This is a genomic window from Halomonas smyrnensis AAD6, assembly GCF_000265245.1.
Lineage (GTDB): Bacteria > Pseudomonadota > Gammaproteobacteria > Pseudomonadales > Halomonadaceae > Halomonas > Halomonas smyrnensis.
Genome location: NZ_AJKS02000001.1, coordinates 189,823 through 213,415 on the forward strand (window position 1 = coordinate 189,823; position 23,593 = coordinate 213,415).

17 protein-coding genes and 2 tRNA genes are annotated in these 23,593 nt (G+C 69.1%); 12 read left to right on the top strand and 7 right to left on the bottom strand.

The window, feature by feature from the left end; all coding sequences use genetic code 11:
• Window positions 1–6: 6 nt before the first annotated feature.
• Window positions 7–1,245 (bottom strand): NRAMP family divalent metal transporter, encoded by a 1,239-nt coding sequence (locus UYS_RS0200845; protein WP_016853596.1) that lies wholly within the window; start codon window positions 1,243–1,245, stop codon window positions 7–9.
• A gap of 264 nt (window positions 1,246–1,509) precedes the next feature.
• Here UYS_RS0200845 and UYS_RS0200850 point away from each other — a divergent pair, with 264 nt between their 5' ends.
• Window positions 1,510–2,181: a GntR family transcriptional regulator gene (locus UYS_RS0200850; RefSeq protein WP_016853597.1), complete on the top strand. Its 672-nt coding sequence runs from the start codon at window positions 1,510–1,512 to the stop codon at window positions 2,179–2,181.
• Between the two features lie 15 nt (window positions 2,182–2,196).
• On the opposite strand, the gene UYS_RS0200855 is transcribed toward UYS_RS0200850, so the two are convergent.
• The gene (locus tag UYS_RS0200855; protein WP_016853598.1) at window positions 2,197–3,006 is read right to left on the bottom strand and encodes an acyl-CoA thioesterase; all 810 of its coding nucleotides are present in this window, start codon (window positions 3,004–3,006) and stop codon (window positions 2,197–2,199) included.
• A gap of 90 nt (window positions 3,007–3,096) precedes the next feature.
• Between UYS_RS0200855 and tadA the strand changes: the two genes are divergently transcribed.
• Window positions 3,097–3,570, top strand: a complete 474-nt coding sequence (gene tadA, locus UYS_RS0200860; RefSeq protein ID WP_016853599.1) for a tRNA adenosine(34) deaminase TadA — start codon at window positions 3,097–3,099, stop codon at window positions 3,568–3,570.
• A gap of 12 nt (window positions 3,571–3,582) precedes the next feature.
• On the opposite strand, the gene UYS_RS17680 is transcribed toward tadA, so the two are convergent.
• Both UYS_RS17680 and mltF read right to left on the bottom strand, forming a co-directional pair.
• The gene (locus tag UYS_RS17680) at window positions 3,583–5,547 is read right to left on the bottom strand and encodes a GGDEF domain-containing protein (RefSeq protein ID WP_016853600.1); all 1,965 of its coding nucleotides are present in this window, start codon (window positions 5,545–5,547) and stop codon (window positions 3,583–3,585) included.
• Between the two features lie 9 nt (window positions 5,548–5,556).
• Window positions 5,557–7,020, bottom strand: coding sequence for a membrane-bound lytic murein transglycosylase MltF (gene mltF / locus UYS_RS0200870; RefSeq protein ID WP_016853601.1), 1,464 nt, complete (start codon window positions 7,018–7,020; stop codon window positions 5,557–5,559).
• Window positions 7,021–7,185: 165 nt separating this feature from the next.
• On the opposite strand from mltF, the gene purL reads away from it, so the two are divergent.
• Window positions 7,186–11,109: a phosphoribosylformylglycinamidine synthase gene (gene purL, locus UYS_RS0200875; RefSeq protein WP_016853602.1), complete on the top strand. Its 3,924-nt coding sequence runs from the start codon at window positions 7,186–7,188 to the stop codon at window positions 11,107–11,109.
• 71 nt (window positions 11,110–11,180) lie between these two features.
• On the opposite strand, the gene UYS_RS0200880 is transcribed toward purL, so the two are convergent.
• A complete protein-coding gene (locus UYS_RS0200880) occupies window positions 11,181–11,393 on the bottom strand; it encodes a hypothetical protein (RefSeq protein WP_016853603.1) in 213 nt (70 codons plus the stop codon).
• Between the two features lie 155 nt (window positions 11,394–11,548).
• Here UYS_RS0200880 and radD point away from each other — a divergent pair, with 155 nt between their 5' ends.
• The 7 genes from radD to nadA all read left to right on the top strand — a co-directional run bounded on the left by radD (window position 11,549) and on the right by nadA (window position 17,826).
• On the top strand, window positions 11,549–13,342 hold the full coding sequence (gene radD, locus UYS_RS0200885) for a DNA repair helicase RadD (RefSeq protein ID WP_016853604.1): 1,794 nt from the start codon (window positions 11,549–11,551) through the stop codon (window positions 13,340–13,342).
• An 86-nt stretch (window positions 13,343–13,428) separates the two neighbouring features.
• Window positions 13,429–14,424: a segregation and condensation protein A gene (locus tag UYS_RS0200890; RefSeq protein WP_016853605.1), complete on the top strand. Its 996-nt coding sequence runs from the start codon at window positions 13,429–13,431 to the stop codon at window positions 14,422–14,424.
• Window positions 14,421–15,332, top strand: a complete 912-nt coding sequence (scpB, locus tag UYS_RS0200895) for an SMC-Scp complex subunit ScpB (protein ID WP_016853606.1) — start codon at window positions 14,421–14,423, stop codon at window positions 15,330–15,332. Before UYS_RS0200890 ends, scpB begins: the two co-directional genes overlap by 4 nt.
• Window positions 15,332–16,186, top strand: a complete 855-nt coding sequence (gene rluB / locus UYS_RS0200900; protein ID WP_016853607.1) for a 23S rRNA pseudouridine(2605) synthase RluB — start codon at window positions 15,332–15,334, stop codon at window positions 16,184–16,186. Before scpB ends, rluB begins: the two co-directional genes overlap by 1 nt.
• A gap of 138 nt (window positions 16,187–16,324) precedes the next feature.
• Window positions 16,325–16,400 (top strand) — tRNA-Lys (locus UYS_RS0200905).
• A 42-nt stretch (window positions 16,401–16,442) separates the two neighbouring features.
• A tRNA-Lys gene (locus UYS_RS0200910) sits at window positions 16,443–16,518 on the top strand.
• Window positions 16,519–16,797: 279 nt separating this feature from the next.
• On the top strand, window positions 16,798–17,826 hold the full coding sequence (gene nadA, locus UYS_RS0200915; protein WP_026068263.1) for a quinolinate synthase NadA: 1,029 nt from the start codon (window positions 16,798–16,800) through the stop codon (window positions 17,824–17,826).
• Between the two features lie 72 nt (window positions 17,827–17,898).
• Here the strand turns inward: nadA and UYS_RS0200920 are convergent, their stop codons facing one another.
• Complete coding sequence (locus UYS_RS0200920; protein ID WP_016853609.1) at window positions 17,899–18,810, bottom strand: LysR substrate-binding domain-containing protein; 912 nt, start codon at window positions 18,808–18,810, stop codon at window positions 17,899–17,901.
• 109 nt (window positions 18,811–18,919) lie between these two features.
• On the opposite strand from UYS_RS0200920, the gene UYS_RS0200925 reads away from it, so the two are divergent.
• Both UYS_RS0200925 and UYS_RS0200930 read left to right on the top strand, forming a co-directional pair.
• The gene (locus UYS_RS0200925) at window positions 18,920–20,179 is read left to right on the top strand and encodes a M24 family metallopeptidase (RefSeq protein ID WP_016853610.1); all 1,260 of its coding nucleotides are present in this window, start codon (window positions 18,920–18,922) and stop codon (window positions 20,177–20,179) included.
• Between the two features lie 76 nt (window positions 20,180–20,255).
• The gene (locus UYS_RS0200930) at window positions 20,256–21,851 is read left to right on the top strand and encodes a BCCT family transporter (RefSeq protein WP_040477778.1); all 1,596 of its coding nucleotides are present in this window, start codon (window positions 20,256–20,258) and stop codon (window positions 21,849–21,851) included.
• A gap of 89 nt (window positions 21,852–21,940) precedes the next feature.
• Here UYS_RS0200930 and UYS_RS0200935 read toward each other — a convergent pair whose 3' ends face one another.
• On the bottom strand, window positions 21,941–23,452 hold the full coding sequence (locus tag UYS_RS0200935) for a M48 family metalloprotease (protein WP_016853612.1): 1,512 nt from the start codon (window positions 23,450–23,452) through the stop codon (window positions 21,941–21,943).
• Window positions 23,453–23,593: the final 141 nt, after the last annotated feature.

The window sequence follows — 23,593 nt, forward strand, 5'->3', positions numbered from 1 at the left end:
CCTCGATCAGGTCGCCGGCGACAGGAAGGCGAAGATGGGGCCGATGGACTGATAGCCCATGTACCAGGTCAGGGCGCAGACCGCGGTACCGGAGACCAGCAGCCAGCGCGGGTAGCGGTGGCCGTGCATGAGGTCGCTGCGACGCCAGGCCACGTACAGGAAGAGCGTCAGGCCGATCGGCAGGACCAGGCCGTTGAAGCCGCCGGCGAAGATCAGCAGGGCGGCTGGCGGCGTGCCCAGCGACAGGAAGACGAGCAGCGAGGCGCCGATGAACACCAGGGTGGCGCGATTGCGCGCCGGCTCGCCGATGCTCGGGCGGAAGGCGCTCAGGAAGGTCATGCAGGTATAGGAGGCGCCGATGACGCTGGTGATGCCGGCGGCCCACAGGATCAGGCCGAAGGCGCGCAGGCCGAGCTCGCCCGCCGCCGCTTGAAAGGCCTGGGCCGCCGGGTTGGCGTTCTGCCCGGAGACGTCGATGATCACGCCGCTGGCGACCACGCCGAGGATGGCCAGGAACAGGATGTAGCGCATCACGCCGGTGACCAGGATGCCGCGCAGGGCCGCCCGGGAGACGGTCTCGACGTTCTCCGCGCCGCCCAGGCCGCGGTCCAGGATGCGGTGCGCCCCGGCATAGGTGATGTAACCGCCGACGGTGCCGCCCACGATGGTGGTGATGGTGGCGAAGTTGATGGTGTCCGGCAGTATGGTCTGGCGCAGGGCCTCGCCGATCGGCGGCTGGGAGGCCAGCGCCACGAACACCGTCATGGCCAGCATCACTACCCCCAGCACGATGATGATGCGGTCGATGGCGATGCCGGCACGGCGCGACGAGAAGATGCCCACCGCGACCAGCGCGCTGATCAGGCCGCCCCACTGGGTATCGAGCCCCATCAGGGCGTTGAGCCCGAGCCCGGCGCCGGCGATGTTGCCGACGTTGAAGGTCAGGCCGCTCACGATGATCAGCACCGCGAGCAGGTAGCCGCTGCCGGGCAGCGCGGCATGGGCGACTTCCGGTGCGCGCAGGCCGGTGACGGTGACCACCCGCCAGATGTTCAGCTGCACGACCAGGTCGATCACGATCGAGGCCAGGATGCCGAAGGCGAAGGCGGCCCCCATCAGCGAGGTGAAGGTGGCGGTCTGGGTGATGAAGCCGGGGCCGACGGCGGAGGTGGCCATCAGGAAGATGGCGCCGATCAGCGAGGCCCGCCGGGAGCGGACGAACCCGGCATCGGTTGCACTAGCCATGTAGAGGAACTCCAGGATGGGGATTGTTATGGCTCGTCGAGGCAAGTTGCATGCCATGTTCCGACGATTTCTTTGTTTTGTAGCCTATGGTTGGTGTGATTGTTCAACAATAGAGATGTTGTTCATGACGGGATATGCGACTTGTGTCTCATGTTGGGGCGACATCCGGGGGCAATGCGCCAAGAGGGTGCGTCGTGCGAGCTTGTCGTGTGGGGGCGTAACCGCGAACATGAGCGGCAAAGGCGACGATCGGGACGGGCAGGCATGAACAGGCAGGGAGTAGAGGGCAGGGGCCGGGCGCTGGGAGAAACCGTCGGCGACGAGATACGTCGCCTGCTGGTGGAGGGCGAGCTGGTGCCGGGGCAGCGGCTGTCCGAGAGCGCCCTGGGGGAGCGGCTGGGCGTGTCACGCAATACGCTGCGCGAGGCGTTTCGCGGTCTGGCGCACGAGGGGCTGGTGACGCATCGCCCCAACCGTGGCGTCTTCGTGACCACGCCGAGCCTGGCCTCGCTGGTCGATATCTATCGGCTACGGCGCTTTATCGAGTGTCAGGCGCTGAGGGAGGCCGTGCCGGGCCATCCGGCGGGGCAGCGGATGCGCACGGCCATCGAGCAGGCCCGTGACGGCCGCGAGCGGCAGGACTGGCAGGCGGTGGGATCGTCCAACATGGCCTTTCATGCCGCGATCGTGTCGCTGGCCGACAGCCCGCGGCTGGATGCCTTCTTCCGCCAGGTTTCGGCGGAGCTGCGCTTGGCCTTCGGCATGCTGAGCGACCAGGAGTGGCTTCACGGTCCCTACGTCGAGCGGAACCTGCACGTCCTGGAGGCCTTCGAGGGCGGCGATCCGGCGCAGGCGGCGACGCTGCTCGAGCAGTATCTGTCACAGTCGGAGCGCACGCTGCTGGCGGCCTACGCTCGTGACAATCCTGCCGACTGAGGGCGCCGCGCGCGTTCACTCATCCAGCCGGGTCAGGCCTTCCTGAGTGCTGGAGGCGACCAGGCGGCCCTGGCGGTCGTAGATGCTGCCGCGAGTGAAGGCGCGGGCGCCGCCGGCCCAGGGGCTGTCCATGTCGTAGAGCAGCCAGTCGTTGACCCTGACGTCGCGGTGGAACCACAGCGAGTGGTCGAGGCTGGCGATGCGCAGGTCGGGGTCGCCGAAGCGCTTGCCGTGGGGCACCAGCGCGGTGGTCAGCAGGTGGAAATCCGAGCTGTAGGCGAGCAGGTAGCGGTGCAGCGCCGGATCGTCCGGCAGCTCGCCGGCGAGGCGGAACCACAGCCGCTTGCGCGCCGGACGCCCGGGAACGGCGTCCTCCTCGACGTGGCAGAACTCGATGGGATGGCCGGGAAAGCGCTCGTGCAGGTTGGCCCGGTCGAGCGCTTCCGGGGAGGGCACCTCGGGCATCGTCGGCTGGTGGTCGAGGCCGTGGTCCTGGCCGTGGAAGGAGGCGCTGCAGAAGAAGATCGGCCGGCCCTTCTGGATGGCGGTGATGCGGCGGGTGGTGAAGCTGCGGCCGTCGCGCACCGCGTCGACCTGATAGACCACCGGGCGGCTGGCGTCGCCGGGGCGCAGGAAATAGCCGTGCAGCGAGTGCACCCGCCGGCTGTCATCCACCGTGTGGGTGGCGGCGGAGAGCGCCTGGCCGAGGACCTGGCCGCCGAACAGCTGGGGCAGGCCCAGGTCCTGGCTGCGGCCGCGGAACAGGTTTTCTTCCAGGGGCTCGAGGCGCAGCAGGTCGACCAGATCGTTCAGGGCGTCGCTCATTCCGGGTATCCTCCATGGGCCACGGCATCCGCACATGCCGGGCGGTCATACGAATGTTTCATTGTCAGTAGTCTACGGGAGTCGGCGGCCATGCGCAGTGACGAGTTCTACATGCATCGCGCCCTCGAGCAGGCGCGGCTGGCCGGGGAGGCCGGCGAGGTGCCGGTGGGCGCGGTGGTGGTGGACGCCGAAGGCGAGATCGTGGGCCGTGGCTACAACGCGCCGGTGGCCGGCCACGATCCCAGTGCCCACGCCGAGATCCGGGCCCTGCGCGATGCCGGGGCGCGCCTCGGCAACTACCGTCTCGACGGTTGCACCCTGTTCGTGACCCTGGAACCCTGCCTGATGTGTACCGGGGCGATCATCCACGCGCGGCTGGCGCGGGTGGTCTACGGCGCCGCCGAACCGCGCACCGGCATGGTCGAATCGAAGGCCAACCTGTTCGCCCAGCCCTGGTACAACCACCGGGTGGCGGTGGAGGGCGGCGTGCTGGCCGCCCGGGTCTCGAAGCTGCTGAAGGCCTTCTTCGCCGAGCGTCGCTCGGCCGCCTCCGACGATCGCTGAGCCCGCGGGGCGTCAGCTCGACGGGTCGTGTGGCCCGGCGGCGAGCTCGATCCGGTCGCGCCCCAGCGACTTGGCCCGGTAGAGCGCGTCGTCGGCGGCCTGCAGCAGCTCGTCGGGCTCCAGCGCCCCCTCTTCCAGGGTGGCGATGCCGATGCTCAGCGTCAGCGGCGCGCCGTCCTGGTGGGGCAGCCGAGCCTCGGCGAGGGCTTCCTGCAGGCGTCTCGCCGCCGCTTCCGCGTCTTCCACGCTCGAGCCGGGCAGGCAGGCCACGAACTCCTCGCCGCCGAACCGGGCGAAGGTGCCGCCCACGGCGTCGAACGCCTCCTGCCCCAGGCGGCCCAGCTCGGCCAGGTAGCGATCGCCCACCAGGTGGCCGAGGCGGTCGTTGATCAGCTTGAAGTGATCGATATCGCACAGCAGCACGCTCAGCGGGCGGATGCCGGCATGCTCCTCCAGCACCTGCATGAAACGGCGACGGTTGGGCAGCCGGGTGAGCTCGTCGTGGGTGGCGAGCCACTCGACTTCCCGCTGCAGCCGGGCGCGGTTGCGGACCTCGCGGCGCAGCTCGCGATTGGAGCGGCGAGTCTCGTGGTGCTGCCTCTGGAGATGACGGCGGGCGAACAGGGCGAGGTAGAGCAGATAGGCCAGCGTCAGCCCGACCGCCAGCGTGACCACGGGCAGGCGTGAGCGCCGGGCCAGCAGGGTATCGAGGCCGGGGCGGGTGACCAGCGTCAGCGATAGCTCGTCGAGCATCAGCGGCGCCGCATGATGCCAGGGGCCGGTCCGCCGGGCGGGCCCCTGGTAGGCGAGCAGCCGCTCGCCGTCGAGCAGCGTCAGGGCGGCGGTGTCGGGCGTGACCTGGCGGAACAGGGTGTCCGCCAGGTCACGCAGGCCGATCACCACGCCCACCGCTCCCCGGATACGGCCGTCGCGGGCCCGGGTCACCGGCAGGTAGTGGATCATGCCGGGCTGGCCCTGCAGCAGCTCGATGACGCGCGTCTGGCCGGTGACACCCTCGTGCAGCGCCGTCCCCAACGCCTCGCGTCCCTCCGGCTGGGCCTCGAACAGCCGGGTGCCGAGCAGCGCCGTGTTGTCGGGGGGCGGGTGGACGCGCAGGATGCGGCTCTGCGGGTCGATGAAGGCGATGTTGAGCAGATACGGGAAGTCGCGGTGATACAGCTCGGCCTGGTAGGCCCACTGGTCGGCCGATGGCGGGCCGTTCATCCAGTGCCATGAGGCGGCGAAGCGGCGCATGGCGGCCAGATGGTCGTCGATCTCGGCCGACAGCCGATGCGCCAGCCGCTGTCCCAGATCGGCGATCTCCTGCTGCTGCCGACGATCGGTGGCCTGATGCTGTTGATACCACAGCGTCAGCGTCAGCGCCGCCAGCAGCAGCGAGGGCCACAGGGCGCGCAGGATGCTGAGGCGCGAGGTGCGCCAGCCGCCGAGGCTATCGACCAGCTGGGCGAGCAGCAGGCAGGCCTGGGCGGCCAGCATGGCACCGCCGGCGCTCAGGGCCAGCGGCCCCGGTGACGGATGCGGCACGAGCAGCTGGGCGAGCAGCGCCAGGCCGGCGGTGCCCATCAGCAGCGGGGCGCCGAGGTTGGCCCGGGTGCGGGTCAGCAGGCTGAGATTGAGCAGGCTCAGGCACATCAGCGTCAGCAGCGGAGGGCGCCAGTCGTCCACGTGACTGCCCGCGACCAGATGTTCCGCCCAGCGGTTCCAGCCGGCCTGGGGGACCCAGTCCTCCGGCAGCAGGTAGCTGCACAGGCCGAGGGCGAGCCAGGCCAGCGCCGGCCACGCCGCCAGCCGCACCAGGCGCAGGCGCCGCAGATGCCAGGCCAGCTGGCCGGCGGCGGTCAGGCCGATGAGAATCAGGTTCGCGCCGGTGCCGGGAGGAGCGGCCGGCAGCAGGCCGGCCAGCGCCACCAGCGGGGCGACGGCGGACAGCGGCAGGGCGCCGAGCCGGTGTTTCATGAACGGCCCTCAGCCGCTCGGCGGCACGCGATTGAAGCGGGTGTCGTCCGCGGGCAGGGGCTGGCGGGCGCTGAGGCGATGAAACTGCTGACGGCTACGGTCCACATAGGTGAGGATCTCGTGGTAGCGGCGAATGTTGCGAACGTAGATGACCGGCTCGCCGCCCCTGGCATAGCCGTAGCGGGTCTTGCTGAACCATTCGCGTTCCTGCAGCAGGGGCAGGGCATCGCGCACGTCTTCCCAGGCATCGGGATCGCCGCCGCGCGTCTCGGCGATGCGGCGGGCGTCGTAGAGGTGGCCCAGGCCCACGTTGTAGGCGGCCAGGGCCATGAACAAGCGGTCCTCCCCGGTTATCGACTCGGGCAGCCGATCCTTTAGCGAGCGCAGGTAGCGCGCGCCGCCGTTGATGCTCTGAGCCGGGTCGAGCCGGTTCGACACGTTCATCTCGGCGGCGGTGGCGTTGGTCAGCATCATCAGGCCGCGCACCCCGGTGGGGGAGGTGGCCTGAGGGCGCCAGTGGGATTCCTGGTAGCCCACCGCGGCCAGCAGCTTCCAGTCGAAGCCGCTTTGCCGGGCGGCCTCGCGGAACAGCGTGTCGTACTCGGGCAGCCGTTCGTGGACATGGCCGATGAAGGTCCGTGCGCCGACGTACTCCAGATAGTCGTCGCGGCCCAGGTAGCGGGTCTCGAGGCGGGCCAGCAGGCCGCTGTCCTGCAGCGTCGCGAGGAAACGGTTGGCCTCGCGCAGCAGGCCGAGCCCGCGCTCGCTGGGGAAGGCCCAGGCCAGCGACAGCGGGCGCCCCAGCCGGAACCCGTCCTCCACCTCGGGGAAGAACAGCCGGTTGAGGCGGAACTGGCGCTCGAAGACCACGGCGGCGTCCAGGGTGCCGTCGCTCACCCGGCCGAGCAGCGCCGAGACCTCGATATCATCGGCCTCCTGCCAGCTCAGCCAGGGGTGCTCGGCCTGCAGTTCACGCATCACCCGATCGGTGCCGGTATTGCTCAGGGTGCCGATCGAAAGCCCCTCGAGGTCGGCGATCTCGGCGGGCGGCGGCAGGCCGCGCCGATACACCAGCAGCGGCTGCAGCGGCATGATCGGCCGGCTGTACATCAGCCCGTCGCGGGTCGGGTCCAGCGGCAGGGCGGCGGCGCCGAGATCGCCCTCGCGGCGCACCGCCTCGAGCGCCTCGGCGATGTTGTGATCGGCATCCAGGTTGAGGCTGACGCCCAGATAGTCGGCGAAGCGGCGCATCAGCTCGTATTCGAAGCCGGTCGGCCCCTGACGGCCCTCGTAGTAGGTCGTGGGGGTGTTGCGGGTCTGGATGTTGAGGAAGTCACGCGCCCGCACGTCCTCGAGCTGAGCCTCGGAGGCGCGGTGGGGGCGATCGGTGATCAGGCCGAGCCCCAGCAGCGCGCACAGGGTCGCGTAGTGGCGCCGCCGCCGGCGCAGATGGTCGAGCAAGGATGCCAGCATAGTGATGTCGGGATGCGATGGGTGATGTCACCTTACCCAGCGCCTCGGAAGCTGTCATCCACGCCGATTTCTCGCCGCCCGCGCTTTCCAGTATCATGTGCGCTCATTGCCGCCGGCCGCGGCCCCGTCTTTACTGCATTCTGCTTGTTTCAGAGGCCCCAGGATATGCTCGAACTGCGTGGCGCGCCCGCCCTCTCCGCCTTCCGTCATGCCAAGCTGCTCGAAGCGCTGCACGCCGTGGCTCCACAGGTCGAGGCGCTCGGCGCCGACTACGTGCACTTCGTCGACCACGACGGCGAGCTGGAGGACGACGACCGCCGCCTGCTCGAGCGCCTGCTCGACTACGGCCCGGCCCACGATACCGGCGACCTTGGCGAGGGGCGTCTGTTCCTGGTGGTACCCCGCATCGGCACCCAGTCGCCCTGGTCCTCGAAGGCCACCGACATCGCCCGCAACTGCGGCCTGAGCCAGATCCGTCGCCTCGAGCGCGGCATCGCCTACCGGGTGCGCTTCGCCGGCGAGCTCTCCGAGGAGGCCTATGAGGCGGTGCTCGCGGCGCTCCACGACCGCATGACCGAGACGGTGCTGTTCGACGCCTCCGATGCCGCCAGGCTGTTCGCCCACCACGAGCCGGCGCCGCTCGGTCAGGTGGACATCCTCGGCGGCGGCCGCCCGGCGCTGGAGGAGGCCAACGTCGAACTGGGCCTGGCGCTGGCCGAGGACGAGATCGACTACCTGTGCGAGGCCTTCGAGGGCCTGGGCCGCAACCCGGCCGACGTCGAGCTGATGATGTTCGCCCAGGCCAACTCCGAGCACTGCCGCCACAAGATCTTCAACGCCGACTGGGTGGTGGACGGCGAGGCGCAGCCGCGCTCGCTGTTCAAGATGATCAAGAACACCTTTGAAGCCTCGCCGGACGACATCCTCTCGGCCTACAGCGACAACGCCGCGGTGATCCGCGGCAGCCGGGCCGGCCGCTTCTTCGCCGCGCCGCTGACCGGCGACGCCGCCGAACGCGCCGTCTACGCCGCCCATCAGGAGCCGGTCAACATCCTGATGAAGGTGGAGACCCACAACCACCCGACGGCCATCGCGCCGCACCCGGGCGCGGCCACCGGCGCCGGCGGCGAGATCCGCGACGAGGGCGCCACCGGCATCGGCGGCAAGCCCAAGGCGGGCCTGACCGGCTTCACCGTCTCCAACCTGCGCATCCCCGAGTTCGTGCAGCCCTGGGAGGCCTTCGATTACGGCAAGCCCGAGCGCATCGTCAACGCCCTCGAGATCATGCTCGAGGGGCCGATCGGCGGCGCCGCCTTCAACAACGAGTTCGGCCGCCCCAACCTGACCGGCTACTTCCGCAGCTACGAGCAGGACGCCATGGGCGCCAACGGCGTCGAGCGTCGCGGCTTCCACAAGCCGATCATGATCGCCGGCGGCTACGGCAACATCCGCGAGGACCACGTCCAGAAGGGCGAGATCCCGGTCGGCGGCAAGCTGATCGTGATGGGCGGGCCGTCGATGCTGATCGGCCTGGGCGGCGGCGCGGCCTCCTCCATGGCCTCCGGTGCCTCCAGCGCCGACCTGGACTTCGCCTCCGTGCAGCGCGACAACCCCGAGATCGAGCGTCGCGTGCAGGAAGTGATCGACCGCTGCTGGTCGCTGGGCGACGACAACCCGATCTGCTTCATCCACGACGTGGGCGCCGGCGGCCTGTCCAACGCCCTGCCGGAGCTGGTCAAGGACGGCGACCGCGGCGGCCGCTTCGAGCTGCGCGAGGTGCCCAACGCCGAGCCGGGCATGAGCCCGCTGGAGATCTGGTGCAACGAGGCCCAGGAGCGCTACGTGCTCGCCGTGGCCCCGGAGAACCTCGCCGCCTTCGACGCCCTGTGCCAGCGCGAGCGCTGCCCCTACGCCGTGGTCGGCGAGGCCACCGAGGCGCATCATCTGGAGGTCCGCGACGGCCACTTCGACACCAGGCCGGTCGACCTGCCGATGAGCGTGCTGTTCGGCAAGCCGCCCAAGATGACCCGCGAGTTCCGCCGCGAGAGCCGCGAGATGCCGGGCATCATGCTCGACAACCTCGACCTGCGCGAGGCCATGGACCGGGTGCTGCGCCTGCCCACCGTGGCCTCCAAGAACTTCCTGATCACCATCGGCGACCGCTCGATCACCGGCCAGGTGGCCCGCGACCAGATGGTCGGCCCGTGGCAGGTGCCGGTCGCCGACGTGGCGGTGACCACCGCCACCTTCGATACCCATGCCGGCGAAGCCATGGCCATGGGCGAGCGTCCGCCGGTGGCGCTGATCGATCCGGCGGCCAGTGCCCGCCTGGCGGTGGCCGAGACCATCACCAACCTGGCCGCCGCGCCGATCGCCAAGCTCGGCGACATCAAGCTCTCCGCCAACTGGATGAGTGCGGCCAGCCACCCGGGCGAGAACCAGGCGCTGTATGACGCCGTTCACGCCGTGGGCATGGAGCTGTGCCCGGCGCTGGGCATCGCCGTGCCGGTGGGCAAGGACTCCATGTCCATGCGCACCGCCTGGCAGGACGAGGAGGGCGAGGAGAAGAGCATCACCTCGCCGCTGACCCTGGTGAGCACCGGCTTCGCCCCGGTCACCGACGCCATGAAGACGCTGACCCCGCAGATCGACCTGACCCAGGACGAGTCCGACCTGATCCTGATCGATCTCGGCGGCGGCCAGAACCGCCTCGGCGGCTCGGCGCTGGCCCAGGTCTACGGCCAGGTCGGCGACGAGTGCCCGGACCTGGATGACCCCGAGGACCTCAAGGCGTTCTTCACCGTGATCCAGGGCCTCAACGCCGACGGCAAGCTCTTGGCCTACCACGACCGCAGCGATGGCGGCCTGCTGGTGACCCTGCTGGAGATGGCCTTCGCCGCCCACGCCGGCCTCGAGATCAAGCTCGACTGGCTGATCGACGAGCCCGCCGATGCCTTCAACGCGCTGTTCGCCGAGGAGCTCGGCGCGGTGATCCAGGTGCCGCGCGAGCACACCGAGGAAGTGCTGGCGCAGTTCGCCGGCGCCGGCCTCGAGAGCTGCGGCGTGATCGCCCGGCCGCGCTACGACGACCAGGTCCGCGTGACCCTGTTCGAGGAGCCGCTGCTCGAGACCACCCGGCTGCTGGCCCAGCGCACCTGGAGCGAGACCAGCTATCGCATGCAGTCGCTGCGCGACAACGCCGAGTGCGCCAAGAGCGAGTTCGATGGCCTGCTCGACGGCCGCGACCCGGGCCTCTCCGCCCAGCCGAGCTTCGATGTCGACGAGGACATCGCCGCGCCGTTCGTGAACACCGCCAGGCCGGCGGTGGCGGTGCTGCGCGAGCAGGGCGTCAACGGCCACCTGGAGATGGCCTGGTCGTTCGACAACGCCGGCTTCGAGGCCGTCGACGTGCACATGAGCGATATCCTCGAGGGGCGCGTCGGCCTGGAGGAGTTCAAGGGCCTGGTGGCCTGCGGCGGCTTCTCCTACGGCGACGTGCTGGGCGCCGGCGGCGGCTGGGCCAAGTCGGTGCTGTTCAACGAGCGCGCCCGCGAGCAGTTCGCCGGCTTCTTCGGCCGCGACGACAGCTTCGCCCTGGGCGTGTGCAACGGCTGCCAGATGCTGTCCCAGCTCAAGGAGCTGATCCCCGGCGCCGAGGCCTGGCCGCGCTTCGTGCGCAACGAGTCCGAACAGTTCGAGGCCCGCGTGGCCATGGTGCGCGTCGAGGAGAGCCCGTCGATCCTGCTCTCCGGCATGGAAGGCTCGCTGCTGCCGATCGCCGTGGCCCACGGCGAGGGCCGCGCCGAGTTCCGCGACAGCGCGCACCTGCGCGGCATGCAGGGCTCCAGCCAGGTGGCGCTGCGCTACGTGGACAACTACGGCCAGGTGACCACCCGCTATCCGGCCAACCCCAACGGCTCGCCCTCCGGCATCACCGGCCTGACCACGCCCGACGGCCGCGTCACCGCCATGATGCCGCACCCGGAGCGCGTGGTGCGCGCGGTGACCAACTCCTGGCGCCCGGCCGAGTGGACCCAGGACGGCGCCTGGATGCGCCTGTTCCGCAACGCCCGTCGCTGGCTGGGCTGATGTCCCGCCGCTAGACGAAAGACGCCCGGGCCACTGGCCCGGGCGTCTTCATTGCCAGGCGAGATATCGCGTCAGGACGCCTTGTCGTCCGACTCCTCGTTCTCCTTCAGGTGCGCCTCCACGTCGTCGAGCAGGTGGCGGAACTGGGCCTGCAGGTAGTCATAGCGGCCGAAGTCGTGACCGCAGTCGTCGCAGTAGACGTGATACTGGTCCTGACGCCCCGGCGGCAGGCGCTTGACGCGGCTGCCGCACTTCGGGCACTCGGGACTGGTCTTCACTTGCATGGGCGACTCTCCTGTGTCGAATCGGGGCGATGATGTGTCTCATAGATAGCATGGCAGAGGCTGGCGTGGTCAAGTCTCACGCTGCAACGACGCTTTGTGTCGATGTGGCGAGGTGCGCTCGTTAAGATGGCGCCTTCATCGTCGAGAGGCCCGTCATGACCGAAACCGCCCCGCCCAGCCTGCGCCCCTACCAGCGGCAGGCGGTCAGCCGCGTGGTCGAGCACTTCCGCGCCGGCGACGATCCCGCCGTGGTGGTGCTGCCCACCGGCAGCGGCAAGTCGCTGGTGATCGCCGAGCTGGCCCGCCTGGCCCGCGGCCGGGTGCTGGTGCTGGCCCACGTGCGCGAGCTGGTCGAGCAGAATCACGCCAAGTACCAGGCCTATGGGCTCGAGGCCGATATCTTCAGCGCCGGCCTGGGGCGCAAGGAAACCGCGCGCCAGGTGGTGTTCGGCTCGGTGCAGTCGGTGGTGAGGAACCTGGACAGCTTCGACGACGATGCCTTCACGCTGCTGGTGATCGACGAGTGCCATCGGGTATCGCTGGACGAGGATTCCAGCTATCGGCGGGTCATCGCCCACCTGCGCGAGCGCAATCCGCGGCTCAAGGTGCTGGGCCTGACCGCCACGCCGTACCGGCTGGGCCAGGGCTTCCTCTATCACCGCCACTATCACGGCATGGTGCGCGGCGGCGAAGACTGCTTCTTCCGCGACTGCGTGTTCGAGCAGCCGCTGCGGCTGATGGTCAAGCAGGGCTATCTGGCCGAGCCGCGGCTGGTCGATGCCGCCGTCGAGCGCTACGACTTCTCGGCCCTCGAGCCCGGCAGCGGCGGCCTGTTCCAGGAGGCGGAGCTGAACCGGGTGGCGGCCGGCAATCGGGCGACGCCGGCGATCCTCGAGGAGGTGATCGGCCACGCCGCCGAGCGCGCCGGGGTGATGCTGTTCGCCGCCACCGTGGCCCACGCCGAGGAGGTCCTCGGCTATCTGCCCGCCGACGAGGCGGCGCTGATCACCGGCGCCACGCCGGCCGCCGAACGCGAGGCGATCATCCAGGCCTTCAAGGCCCGCGAGCTCAAGTACCTGGTCAACGTGGCGGTGCTGACCACCGGCTTCGATGCGCCCCACGTGGACCTGATCGCGATCCTGCGGCCCACAGAGTCGGTGGGACTCTACCAGCAGATCGTCGGGCGCGGCCTGCGCCTGGCGCCGGGCAAGCGCGACTGCCTGATCCTCGACTACGCCGGCAATCCCTGGGATCTCTATGCCCCCGAGGTCGGCAGCCCCAAGCCCGCCGGCGACACCGAGCCGGTGCAGGTCGAGTGCCCGCAGTGCGGCCACGCCAACCTGTTCTGGGGCCGGCTCGACGGCGAGATCGTCATCGAGCACTTCGGCCGCCGCTGCCAGGGCCTGGTGGAGGAAGAGCGTGGAGATGGCGCGGCGTCGGGCGCCGGCAAGAGGCAGCAGTGCAGCTTCCGCTTCCGCTTCAAGGTCTGCGATCAGTGCGGCGCCGAGAACGACACCGCGGCGCGGCGCTGCCACGGCTGCGAGGCGCTGCTGGTGGACGCCGACGACAAGCTGCGCGAGGCGCTGAAGCTGCGCGATGCCCGGGTGCTGCGGGTCTCGGGCATGCAGCTCGAGGCCACCGTCAACGGCCGTGGCCTGCCGCGACTCAAGGTCGTCTATCACGACGAGGACGGCGCCACCCTGGCCGAATGGTTCGCCCTGGAGACGCCGGCCCAGCGCGGCGCCTTCGCCGCGGCCTTCCTGCGCGAGCACCTGCGTGCTCCCGGCACGCGCTGGTCGCCGACCACGCCGGAGGAGGTGGTCGCCGAGCAGCACCGGCTGCGCGCCCCGGACTTCGTGATCGGCCGCAAGGCCGGCCGCCACTGGCAGGTGCGGCGCAAGCTGTTCGACTACACCGGCCGCTATCGCCTCGCCGCCGAGGCGGGATGAGTCACGGCTTACCCTGATCCTCGCCGCTTGGTAGACTGTGCGGTCGATCATTCGCCGCCCCACCAGCTACCGGAGGCCTGCCCCGCGTGAGCGAGACGCCCCCGTCCACCGAGACACCCGACGACGCCCCGGGGTCCCCCGCCGACCCGACCGTCGCCGAGGGCGCCGGGGCGGGCGACGCCGAGCAGCAGGCGATCAGCCAGAGCGCGGCGGTGCTGGGCCGGCTGTTCGACGAGCCGATCACCGAGCTGCCGGAGGATCTGTATATCCCGCCGGAGGCGCTCAAGGTCTTCCTCGAGGCCTTCGAGGGGCCGCTCGACCTGCTGCTGTACCTGATCCGGCGCCAGAACCTGGACATCCTGGCCATCGACGTGGCCGCCATCACCCACCAGTACATCGAGTACGTGGAGCTGATGAAGGCCATGGAGATCGAGCTGGCCGGCGAGTACCTGCTGATGGCGGCGATGCTGGCCGAGATCAAGTCGCGCACCCTGCTGCCCAAGCCGCCGAAGGAAGGGGGCGACGAGGACGAGGAAGACCCGCGCGCCGAGCTGATCCGCCGCCTGCAGGAGTACGAGCGGCTCAAGAATGCCGCCGAGGCGCTGGCCGAGCTGCCGCGGCTGGGCCGCGACTGGTTCCCGGCCCGGGCGGCGCTGCCGCCGCTGGAGAGCCGGGTGGTGCATCCCGACGTCGAGCTCGACGAACTGCTCGGCGCCCTGGCCGGCATCCTGCGCCGCGCCGAGCTCAACCAGGCGCACCAGGTCAGCCGCGAGACGCTCTCCACCCGGGAGCGCATGCTGGCAATCATGGAACTGCTCGACTTCGAGCGCTACACCGCCTTCGAGGCGCTGTTCACCCTCGAGGAAGGCCGCGCCGGCGTGGTGGTGACCTTCATGGCGATCCTCGAGCTGGCCAAGGAGTCGATGATCGAGATCGTGCAGAACGCCCCGCTGTCGCCGATCCACGTGCGCGCCCGGGGCGGCCCGCAGGACGACGAGGCGCAGGACGCCTACGCTGACGACGAGCCAGAAGGGGAGAGCCCCTTCGCGGATGACGACGACCAAGGGAGCGAGTCGCCATGACCGCCATGGAAATCCCCGATGCCCTGGACGAGATCCTCGAGGCCGCGCTGCTCGCCGCCGGCGAGCCGCTCTCGCTGGAGCGGCTGGAGAACCTGTTCGATGACCACGAGCTGCCGCCCCGGCGCGCCCTGCGCGAGGCCCTGGGGCGCCTCGAGACGCGCCACCAGCGCGGCGCCATGGAGCTGCTGGAAACCGCCTCGGGCTACCAGCTGCGCATCCGCCCGCGGCTCTCGAGCTGGGTCTCGCGGCTGTGGGACGAGCGCCCGCAGCGCTACTCCCGGGCGCTGCTGGAGACCCTGGCGCTGATCGCCTATCGCCAGCCGGTGACCCGCGGCGACATCGAGGAGGTGCGCGGCGTCACCGTCAGCGGCCAGATCATGCGCACCCTGGTCGAGCGCGGCTGGGTGCGGGTGGTGGGGCATCGTGACGTGCCGGGGCGCCCGGCGGTCTATGCCACCACCCGCAGCTTCCTCGACGACTTCGGCCTCAAGACCCTCGACGAGCTGCCGCCGATGCACGAGCTCAAGGGCTTCGAGGAGGCGGAGCAGACCCTCGAGGACACGCCGCCGCCGCCCCAGCACGACCTGCTGGCCCAGGCGGACGAGCCCGTCGACGAGGGCGACGAACGGGAAAAACCCCACGAGGAGGTGGCGGAAACGGACGATCGGACCGACACTGCCACCCGCGACGACACCCGTGAAGAGACGACCGCCGCCGAGGCCACCGCGCCTGCGGCCGGCGAGACGACGGCCGGGACGGCCGACGATGACCACGCCGGGACGGCGTCCGAGCGGACAGGCCTGAGCTTCGCCGATCTCGAGGCCCGCCTGTCCGAACGTGCCCGGGGCCGCGTCGACGATGACGCTGCCCCGGGGGCGGAATCCACTACCAGCGAGACAGACGACTGATGAGCACCACCACCGAGAAACTGCAGAAGGTCCTGGCCCGGGCCGGCATGGGCTCGCGCCGCGAGATGGAAGCGGCCATCGCCGACGGCCGGGTCAAGGTCAACGGCCAGGTGGCGACCCTGGGCGATCGCATCGAGCCCCGCGACAAGGTCGCCCTCGATGATCGCCCGGTCACCCTGCGCGCCGCCGAGGAGGTGCCGCGGCGCGTGATCATGTACAACAAGCCGGAAGGCGAGCTGTGCACCCGCAAGGATCCGGAAGGGCGGCGCACCGTGTTCGACCGCCTGCCGCGCCTCAAGGGCGAGCGCTGGATCGCCATCGGCCGCCTCGACATCAACACCAGCGGCCTGCTGCTGTTCACCACCGACGGCGAGCTGGCCAACCGGCTGATGCATCCCTCGACCCAGATCGAGCGCGAGTACGCCGTGCGCGTGATGGGCGACGTGCAGCAGTCCCACGTCACGGCGATGGTCGAGGGCGTGATGCTCGACGACGGACCGGCACGCTTCACCGACGTGCAGGAGTTCGGCGGCGAGGGCATCAACACCTGGTTCCACGTGGTGATCATGGAGGGCCGCAACCGCGAGGTGCGCCGCCTGTGGGAATCCCAGGGGCTGACCGTCAGCCGCCTCAAGCGCGTGCGCTACGGCAACATCTTCCTCGACAAGCGGGCCAAGGCCAGCGAGTGGGTCGAGCTCTCCCAGGAGGAGATCGACGACCTCGCCGGCATGGCCGGCCTGCCGGCGCGCAAGGTGCCGGAGCTGACGCCGGACGAGAAGAATCGCTGGAGCCGCGACAAGCACAAGCGTCGTCCGGTGCAGGCGATGCGCAAGCCCAAGTCGCGTCGTCAGTAAGGCGCGCATAACGAGGAAGGCTCGCCGGCGAACGGCGCCGCGGGCCTTCCCGCGCCGGCAGGCGAGAAAATTCGCCTGAAGGTGAAAAAGCGCTTGCCATGCCGGGGGCATATCCGTATTATCTGCACCCGTTCGGAAGGGTCGTTAGCTCAGTTGGTAGAGCAGTTGGCTTTTAACCAATTGGTCGTAGGTTCGAATCCTACACGACCCACCAACCGAACCTGGATTCATGGCGACTGAGCCGCCATGCATCAACGGGTCGTTAGCTCAGTTGGTAGAGCAGTTGGCTTTTAACCAATTGGTCGTAGGTTCGAATCCTACACGACCCACCAGATTCGACGCCCCTGCCTCCCCGAGGCAGGGGCGTTTTTCGTGCGCGCCCGGAAATCGGTGCCGCTTGCAAGCGGGACGGGACGACGTCATGCTCCACGCTTGTTCTTTCGTCTTGCAGGACGCGTGTTCGGCGCGGTTTCCGGCTAGAATGAAAGCGGGTTGGCCAGGGCGGAAGACGCCGCGGCTGGCCCACGGTGTGTCGCGGCGTGCGGAGCGCACGCGTGTCGGCACCTGGTGCAATGCAGGGGGAGCCCCTGCCGGTCACAGTGGTAGACACGATGACGATCATGACTTCCCGTGCCGAGCTGCGTGAGCAGCTGGCGCGTACCTATTGCCCCACGCGCATTCCCGCCGAGGACGAGGCCCGCATCGAGGAGATCAAGCGTCTGCTCGAGGCCAACAACGCCGTCCTGGTGGCTCACTACTACACCGATGACGCCATCCAGCAGCTGGCCGAGGAAACCGGCGGCTGCGTGGCGGATTCCCTCGAGATGGCCCGCTTCGGCGCCCGCCATCCGGCCGACACCCTGGTGGTGGCCGGCGTGCGCTTCATGGGCGAGACGGCCAAGATCCTGTCGCCGGAGAAGCGCGTGCTGATGCCGACGCTCGAGGCGACCTGCTCGCTGGACGTGGGTTGCCCGGCCGACGAGTTCAGCGCCTTCTGCGACCAGCATCCCGATCGCACCGTGGTGGTCTACGCCAACACCTCGGCGGCGGTGAAGGCCCGTGCCGACTGGGTGGTGACCTCGTCGATCGCGGTCGAGGTGATCGAGCATCTCCAGGCCCGCGGCGAGAAGATCCTGTGGGCGCCGGACAAGCACCTCGGCGGCTACATCCAGAAGCAGACCGGCGCCGACATGCTGCTGTGGGACGGTGCCTGCATCGTCCACGAGGAGTTCAAGGCCAAGGGCGTCGAGGACCTCAAGGGCCTGTACCCGGACGCCGCGGTGCTGGTGCACCCCGAGTCGCCGTCCACGGTGGTCGAGCTGGCCGACGTGGCGGGCTCCACCTCCCAGCTGATCAAGGCCGCCAAGGAGCTGCCCAACGAGGAGCTGATCGTGGCCACCGACCGCGGCATCTTCTTCAAGATGCAGCAGGCGGTGCCCGAGAAGACCCTGTTCGAGGCGCCCACCGCCGGCAACGGCGCCACCTGTCGCAGCTGCGCCCACTGCCCGTGGATGGCGATGAACGCCCTGGACAACCTCGCCGGCGCGCTGCGCGAGGGCACGGGCGAGATCCAGGTCGGCGACGAGCTGCGCCGGGCCGCGCTCAAGCCGCTGACGCGGATGCTCGAGTTCAACGCCTGACCGGGCCCGATCTGTCTGGCACCCAAGAGCCCGCGACCGTGTCGCGGGCTCTTCGCGTTTGAGGGGGAGGCGTCACTCGCGGGTGTCCAGCAGCCAGTCGTGCAGCCTGGCCACCGGCTGGGTCGGCGCGTGGTTCAGGTTGAGCCCCAGCCAGTAGTGGCGTCCCGTGCGCAGGCCGATCTCACCGAGGCGCTCGAGGCGCCCCTCCCCGAGCCGGGCATCGATCTGATGACGGGTGCCCAGCGCGACGCCCTGTCCCTGTTCGGCGGCCTCGATCAGTGCGGCGTAGTGGCTGTAATGCGCACTAGGCGTCAACCAGTCGGTGTCGGCCCCCAGCCCCTCCAGCCAGCGTCGCCAGTCCACCCAGTTCGGTTCGATGCGATCGAAGTCCAGCAAGGCATGATCGCGCAGCGCCGACACGCTATCGAGCCTGCGGCCGTGGAGGTCCAGATAGCCCGGGGAGGCCACCGGGAAGAGCTCCTCGGCGAACAGCGGCGTCAGCTGCCAACCGTCGTGCTCCCGCACGTCATACAGCACGGCCAGGTCGACCTCGTCGCCGAGCAGCTCCGAGGTGATGTCCGAGGTGAGCAGCCGGATGTTGCCGCCCGGGTCGTCGTGTGCCCGGTCGAAGCGGCGCATCGCGGGCCCCAGCCACAGCTGAGACATGGCCGTGTTGGCCGACAGCACGATGCCCCGAGGCGGCGTGGCGGCGCCGACCGCCTCGACGGCCTCGCAGAGGAACTGCAGGGAGGCCCCGACCTTGGTCTGCAGGTAGTGGCCGTCACCGGTGAGGGCGACCCGACGGCCGTTGCGCACGAACAGCGACACGCCGAGGTGGTGCTCCAGCTCCTTGATCTGCTTGCTGACGGCGGCCTGGGTGACGTGCAGTTCCTGGGCCGCCAGGGTGAAGTTCAGATGCCGGGCGGCGGCTTCGAAGATCAGGAGGCCGTTCAGCGGAGGGAGGCGGTGTCGAAAGCTCTTCATAACCTCAGGTTGTCAAAAAGGGTGAAAAAGGACGGCATATACAGGATCAGGGGAGGTTCCTAGACTCTTTCTCGTTCGAATTCCCCCTTCCTCGACGAGAGATATTCCCATGGCAGACATCGATTGGCATGCCGAACGGCAGGGCCTCGAGCCTCTGGAACTGCTGGACGCCGCCCCGGAAAGTCAGGGCATCAAGCTGAAGGAAGTGCGCCTGTATCGCCTCCAGCGTGTGCGTGAGCAGATGGCTCGGCATCGGGTCGATGCCTTGATCGTGTCCGATCCCGTCAATATCCGCTACGCCACCGGTGCACGCAACATGCAGGTGTTTTCGGCGCGCAATACGCCGGCTCGGTACCTGCTGTTGACCCAGGATCGTTCCATCCTCTTCGAATTCACCGGCTGCGAGCATCTGGCCGCCGGCCTGGAGACCATCGATGAGGTGCGCCCGGCGATGACCGCGAGCTTCGTCGCCGCGGGTGACGACATCGCGTCTCGTGAGGTGCGGTGGGCGACGATGATGGCCGGTGAGATCCGCCGCCTGGTGGGAGCCTCGCCGCGGGTGGGCATGGAGCGCATGAATGCCGGAACGGCCATCGCCATGTCGCGGCAGGGCGTCGAGGTGGTCGATGCCCAGCAACCCCTGGAGCTGGCCCGCGCCATCAAGTCGTCGGAAGAGCTCAAGTGTGTGGTCGCCTCGCTTCGCGCCACCGAGCGGGCGGTGCACAAGCTGCGTGATGCCATCCGTCCGGGGATCACCGAAAACGCCCTGTGGTCGGTGCTGCATCAGTCGGTGATCGAGGAAAACGGTGACTATTGCGAGACACGGCTGCTGAATTCCGGGGCGCGCACAAACCCCTGGTTCCAGGAGACGGCGACCAAGCGGCTGGCAGCCAACGAGCTGGTCGCTCTGGATACCGACGTGGTGGGCTGTCACGGCTACTATTCCGATTTCTCCCGCACCTTCCACGTCGGCCCGGACCGTCCCAGTGCGACGCAGCGCGAGCTGTATCGGCTGGCCCATGAGCAGGTACATCACAATCTCGGCATCCTCGAGCCCGGCATGACGTTCCGGGAATACTCCGAGAAGGCCTGGAACATTCCCGCCAAGTATCACGCCAACCGCTATTACCTGTCGGCCCACGGCTGCGGCATGACGGGGGAGTTCCCGTATCTGTACCACCATCACGACTATCAGGATGCCGGCTATGACGGCGTCATCGAGCCCGGAATGGTCCTCTGTGTCGAGAGTTACATCGGTGCCGAAGGCGGTCACGAAGGCGTCAAGCTCGAAGAGCAGGTCGTGGTGACGAATACCGGCATCGAGCTTTTGACCCAGTTTCCCTTCGAGACCGACTTGCTCGGTGAGTAAGGCAGCTTGTTTGGCCCTAGAGGAGATGACGTATTTTTTGCCTTAACCCCATCCCTGACACCAAGAGGTTCCCTGCATGAAGCCAACAATAACAATCGACAGATGCCCCGAGGGCATCTACCGAGGACTGAATCTCCCCGTCACCCTGATCAGCAAGCTCGTGGTGGCCGCCCTGGTCGTTTTCGCCGTGGCATTTCCCGACCAGGCCGTCGGCGTTCTTGGCTCACTCAATGCGGCGATGCTGTCGTCTTTCAATGCCTACTATATCTATGCCGTCGGGCTGATGCTCTTGTTCTGCCTGATCGTAGGCTTCGGGCCTTGGGGAAGCATTCGCCTGGGGGCCCCGGAAGATCGCCCTGAATTTTCCCGCTTTGCCTGGTTTTCGATGATGTTCGGGGCCGGCATGGGCATCGGGCTCTTGTTCTACTCCATCGGCGAGCCGCTGTCGCATTTCCAGCAGAACCCGGCGCTGATCGAGGAGGGCATTGCCCCGCAGAGTGCCGAAGCCGTATTGAGCTCCATTCGCTATACCTTCCTCCATTGGGGGCTGCATGGGTGGGCGATCTACACCACGGCCGGGCTCGCCATGGCCTTCTTCGCCTACCGCATGGGGCTGCCGTTGACGATTCGCTCGACGCTGTCGCCGCTGTTCGGCGATCGCCTCAATGGTGTGCTGGGGCACCTGATCGACATCATCGCTGTCGTGGCCACCACGCTGGGCATCGCCACGACCATGGGGGCCGGCGTGAGCCAGCTGGTGTCCGGGGTCGAATTCGTGACCGGCATCGACAGCCTGGTCGGCCCTGACGGGGCCCCGGGAGCCCTCCCCTTGATGATCACCCTGCTGGTGGTAATGAGCCTGTCGACGCTGTCGGCGGTCACCGGCGTCAAGCGCGGTGTCAACTGGCTCAGCCAGTTCAACATGGCGCTCTCCATGGTCTTGCTGGCGGTGTTCGTGGCGTTCGGTGCCACCGGCTTCGCCTTCCACCTGATGGGGGAGAGCCTGTTCGACTATCTGGCAGCGCTCCCCGAGATGAGCGTCGAGATATGGCCGGTGTCATCCGATCTCGGCCAATGGCAGGTGGACTGGACCATCCTCCAGCGAGCCTGGTTCATCGCCTTCGCGCCGTTCGTCGGCCTGTTCCTGGCGCGCATTTCGCGAGGCAGGACCCTGCGTGAATTCGTGCTGGGCTGCGTCGTGGTGCCGAGCCTGATGTGCTTCGTCTGGATCCTCTTCCTGGGCGGGACCAGCCTGCAGCTCGAGGTCTCCGGGGTGGCCGGCGGGCAAGTGATCGAAGCCGTCAACAACAATATCGCCTCGGTGCTGTTCGTCACCATCGACTTCCTGAACCTTTGGGGGCTCGAAACCGCGATCGTGATCATGTCCGTGCTGCTGATCATCACCTACCTGGTGACGTCTGCCGATTCCGGTGTGCTGGTGCTCAACACCATCATGGCGGGAGGGGACAGCGAGCCGGCACCGCGCCATCGGGTGATCTGGGGCGTGCTGATGACGCTGGTGGTCGGCTCCTTGCTCCTGGCGGGAGGCCTGTCGGCGATCCAGAAGGCCATGCTGATCGCGTCGTTGCCCTTCTCGGCACTGATGCTGCTGATGTGCGTCTCCATGCTCAAGGCCCTGCTCGGCGGCCAGGCTCGGCACGCTCGGGCCTGACGGGGCATGAATCCTTGGCCGCCGGTTCGACGGTGGGCTTCCCCGTAAGACCTTCCGCCTCATCGATGGAGGCATCGCCAGGCCCCGGCCTAGCGAAACGTCTCCATCGTCTCCCGGTAGCGGACGAAGGCCTCGCGGCGCTGCTCGATGCGCGCCAGGGTATTCGGGTCGCCCTCGTTCTTGGCGATGTCGCTCGCGACCTCCAGCTGTTCGATGCCGCGGTCGATGCGGCCGGTCAGCTGCAGCTGCTCGGCCCGGGCGAGATGCCCCCAGGCGCGGTGGCCGCTGCGTCCGGCGGCCTCGGCCAGCAGGGTGAAGACCTGGGGATTCTCCGGCTGGCGGGCGGCCAGTTCGCGCAGCACGCGATAGGCCTCGCCGGGGTCGCGCTGCAGCAGCGCCTCGCCCAGCAGCAGGCTTGCCGGCGCGTAGCCGGGCATCAGCCGCAGCTGGTGGCGGCTGCGGCGGATGGCATCGTCGATCCGACCCGCGTCGAGGGCGACCTGGGCGGCCGTGGCCGGCAGCAGTGCCAGGTCCGGCAGCTGCGCGGCCAGGGCCTCGAGGGTCGAGAGTGCCGCGTCGGTCCTGCCTTCCTGGGCGTCGATCAGCGCCGTGACGTAGCGCCGGGCCGCGCGTGGCGCGTCGTCACGCTGCAGCCGCGTCAGCGCCTGTCGAGGCGCCTGGTCGTGGATGGCGAGCAGGGCCCGGGCGCGGACCATCTGGTATTCGGTGTCATCGCGGCGGTTGCCCCCGGCCGGCAGCTGGGCGACCCGCGCCTGGGCGTCGCTGATGCGCGACTCGGAGACCGGGTGCGTGAGCAGGAATTCCGGCGGATGGCCGCCCTGCAGGGCGGACATTTGCTGCATGGCGCGGAACATCTCGACCATGGCCTGCGGATCGTAACCCGCGTTGGCCAGCGTCTGCAGGCCCAGGCGGTCGGCCTCGCGTTCGAAGCGTCGCGAGTAGGCGAGCTGGTCCTGGAACAGCGCGGCCTGGGAGCCCATGGCGGCGGCGATGCCGGCGTCACCGCCGCCGCCGGCGGCGAGCAGCATGCCGGCGAGCATGGCGGCCATGGCCGGCAGGCGGGTCTGCTCGGCGCGCCGCTGGCCGCGGGCGTAGTGGTTCTGCGAGAGATGGCCGAGCTCGTGGGCCAGCACCGAGGCCAGCGGTCCCTCGCCCTGGGCGAAGGCGAACAGCCCGGCATTGACGCCGATCACCCCGCCGGGCACGGCGAAGGCGTTGAGCCGCTCGCTGGCCACCAGGGTGATGACCGGATCGACGCCGCCGACCCGGCTGTAGGGCAGCAGGCGTGCCACCAGCGAGGCCAGGTAGTGCTCGGCGAGCGGGTCCTGCCACAGCGGGGCGTGGGCGCGGAACTGGCGCAGCCAGGCGCGGCCGAGCCGCGTTTCCTCGCCGCTGACCGCCTGAGTGTCGCGTTGGGTCAGGCTCGGCAGCTCGAAGGTCGGCGATTCGTCGAGGGTCGAGGGGGTGGTGGCCCGGTCCGGCAGCTCGAGCGACAGCGTCTGGCCGGCGGCCGGGGCGCTCAGTGCCAGGCTCAGGGCGATCGCGGTCAGGCGGGGCAGGGGGCGACGCAGCATGGCCATCCTCGGTCGTCGGGCGCACGCTCGGGCGCGCGGGGCTGTTCCCTCCGACATTGATTCAGCGGGGAAAGTGCCTTTAAATCGCAGGCATTCATGCCGTTCGCGACGATGAGCGCGACGGCTTCAGGCATTCTCGCGGGAGAC

Excerpts from the sequence above, each read along its gene's own strand:
- UYS_RS0200845 (WP_016853596.1), bottom strand. The coding sequence starts at position 1,245 with ATGGCTAGTGCAACCGATGCCGGGTTCGTCCGCTCCCGGCGGGCCTCG.
- UYS_RS0200850 (WP_016853597.1), top strand. The coding sequence starts at position 1,510 with ATGAACAGGCAGGGAGTAGAGGGCAGGGGCCGGGCGCTGGGAGAAACC.
- UYS_RS0200855 (WP_016853598.1), bottom strand. The coding sequence starts at position 3,006 with ATGAGCGACGCCCTGAACGATCTGGTCGACCTGCTGCGCCTCGAGCCC.
- tadA (WP_016853599.1), top strand. The coding sequence starts at position 3,097 with ATGCGCAGTGACGAGTTCTACATGCATCGCGCCCTCGAGCAGGCGCGG.
- UYS_RS17680 (WP_016853600.1), bottom strand. The coding sequence starts at position 5,547 with ATGAAACACCGGCTCGGCGCCCTGCCGCTGTCCGCCGTCGCCCCGCTG.
- mltF (WP_016853601.1), bottom strand. The coding sequence starts at position 7,020 with ATGCTGGCATCCTTGCTCGACCATCTGCGCCGGCGGCGGCGCCACTAC.
- purL (WP_016853602.1), top strand. The coding sequence starts at position 7,186 with ATGCTCGAACTGCGTGGCGCGCCCGCCCTCTCCGCCTTCCGTCATGCC.
- UYS_RS0200880 (WP_016853603.1), bottom strand. The coding sequence starts at position 11,393 with ATGCAAGTGAAGACCAGTCCCGAGTGCCCGAAGTGCGGCAGCCGCGTC.
- radD (WP_016853604.1), top strand. The coding sequence starts at position 11,549 with ATGACCGAAACCGCCCCGCCCAGCCTGCGCCCCTACCAGCGGCAGGCG.
- scpB (WP_016853606.1), top strand. The coding sequence starts at position 14,421 with ATGACCGCCATGGAAATCCCCGATGCCCTGGACGAGATCCTCGAGGCC.
- rluB (WP_016853607.1), top strand. The coding sequence starts at position 15,332 with ATGAGCACCACCACCGAGAAACTGCAGAAGGTCCTGGCCCGGGCCGGC.
- nadA (WP_026068263.1), top strand. The coding sequence starts at position 16,798 with ATGACGATCATGACTTCCCGTGCCGAGCTGCGTGAGCAGCTGGCGCGT.
- UYS_RS0200920 (WP_016853609.1), bottom strand. The coding sequence starts at position 18,810 with ATGAAGAGCTTTCGACACCGCCTCCCTCCGCTGAACGGCCTCCTGATC.
- UYS_RS0200925 (WP_016853610.1), top strand. The coding sequence starts at position 18,920 with ATGGCAGACATCGATTGGCATGCCGAACGGCAGGGCCTCGAGCCTCTG.
- UYS_RS0200930 (WP_040477778.1), top strand. The coding sequence starts at position 20,256 with ATGAAGCCAACAATAACAATCGACAGATGCCCCGAGGGCATCTACCGA.
- UYS_RS0200935 (WP_016853612.1), bottom strand. The coding sequence starts at position 23,452 with ATGGCCATGCTGCGTCGCCCCCTGCCCCGCCTGACCGCGATCGCCCTG.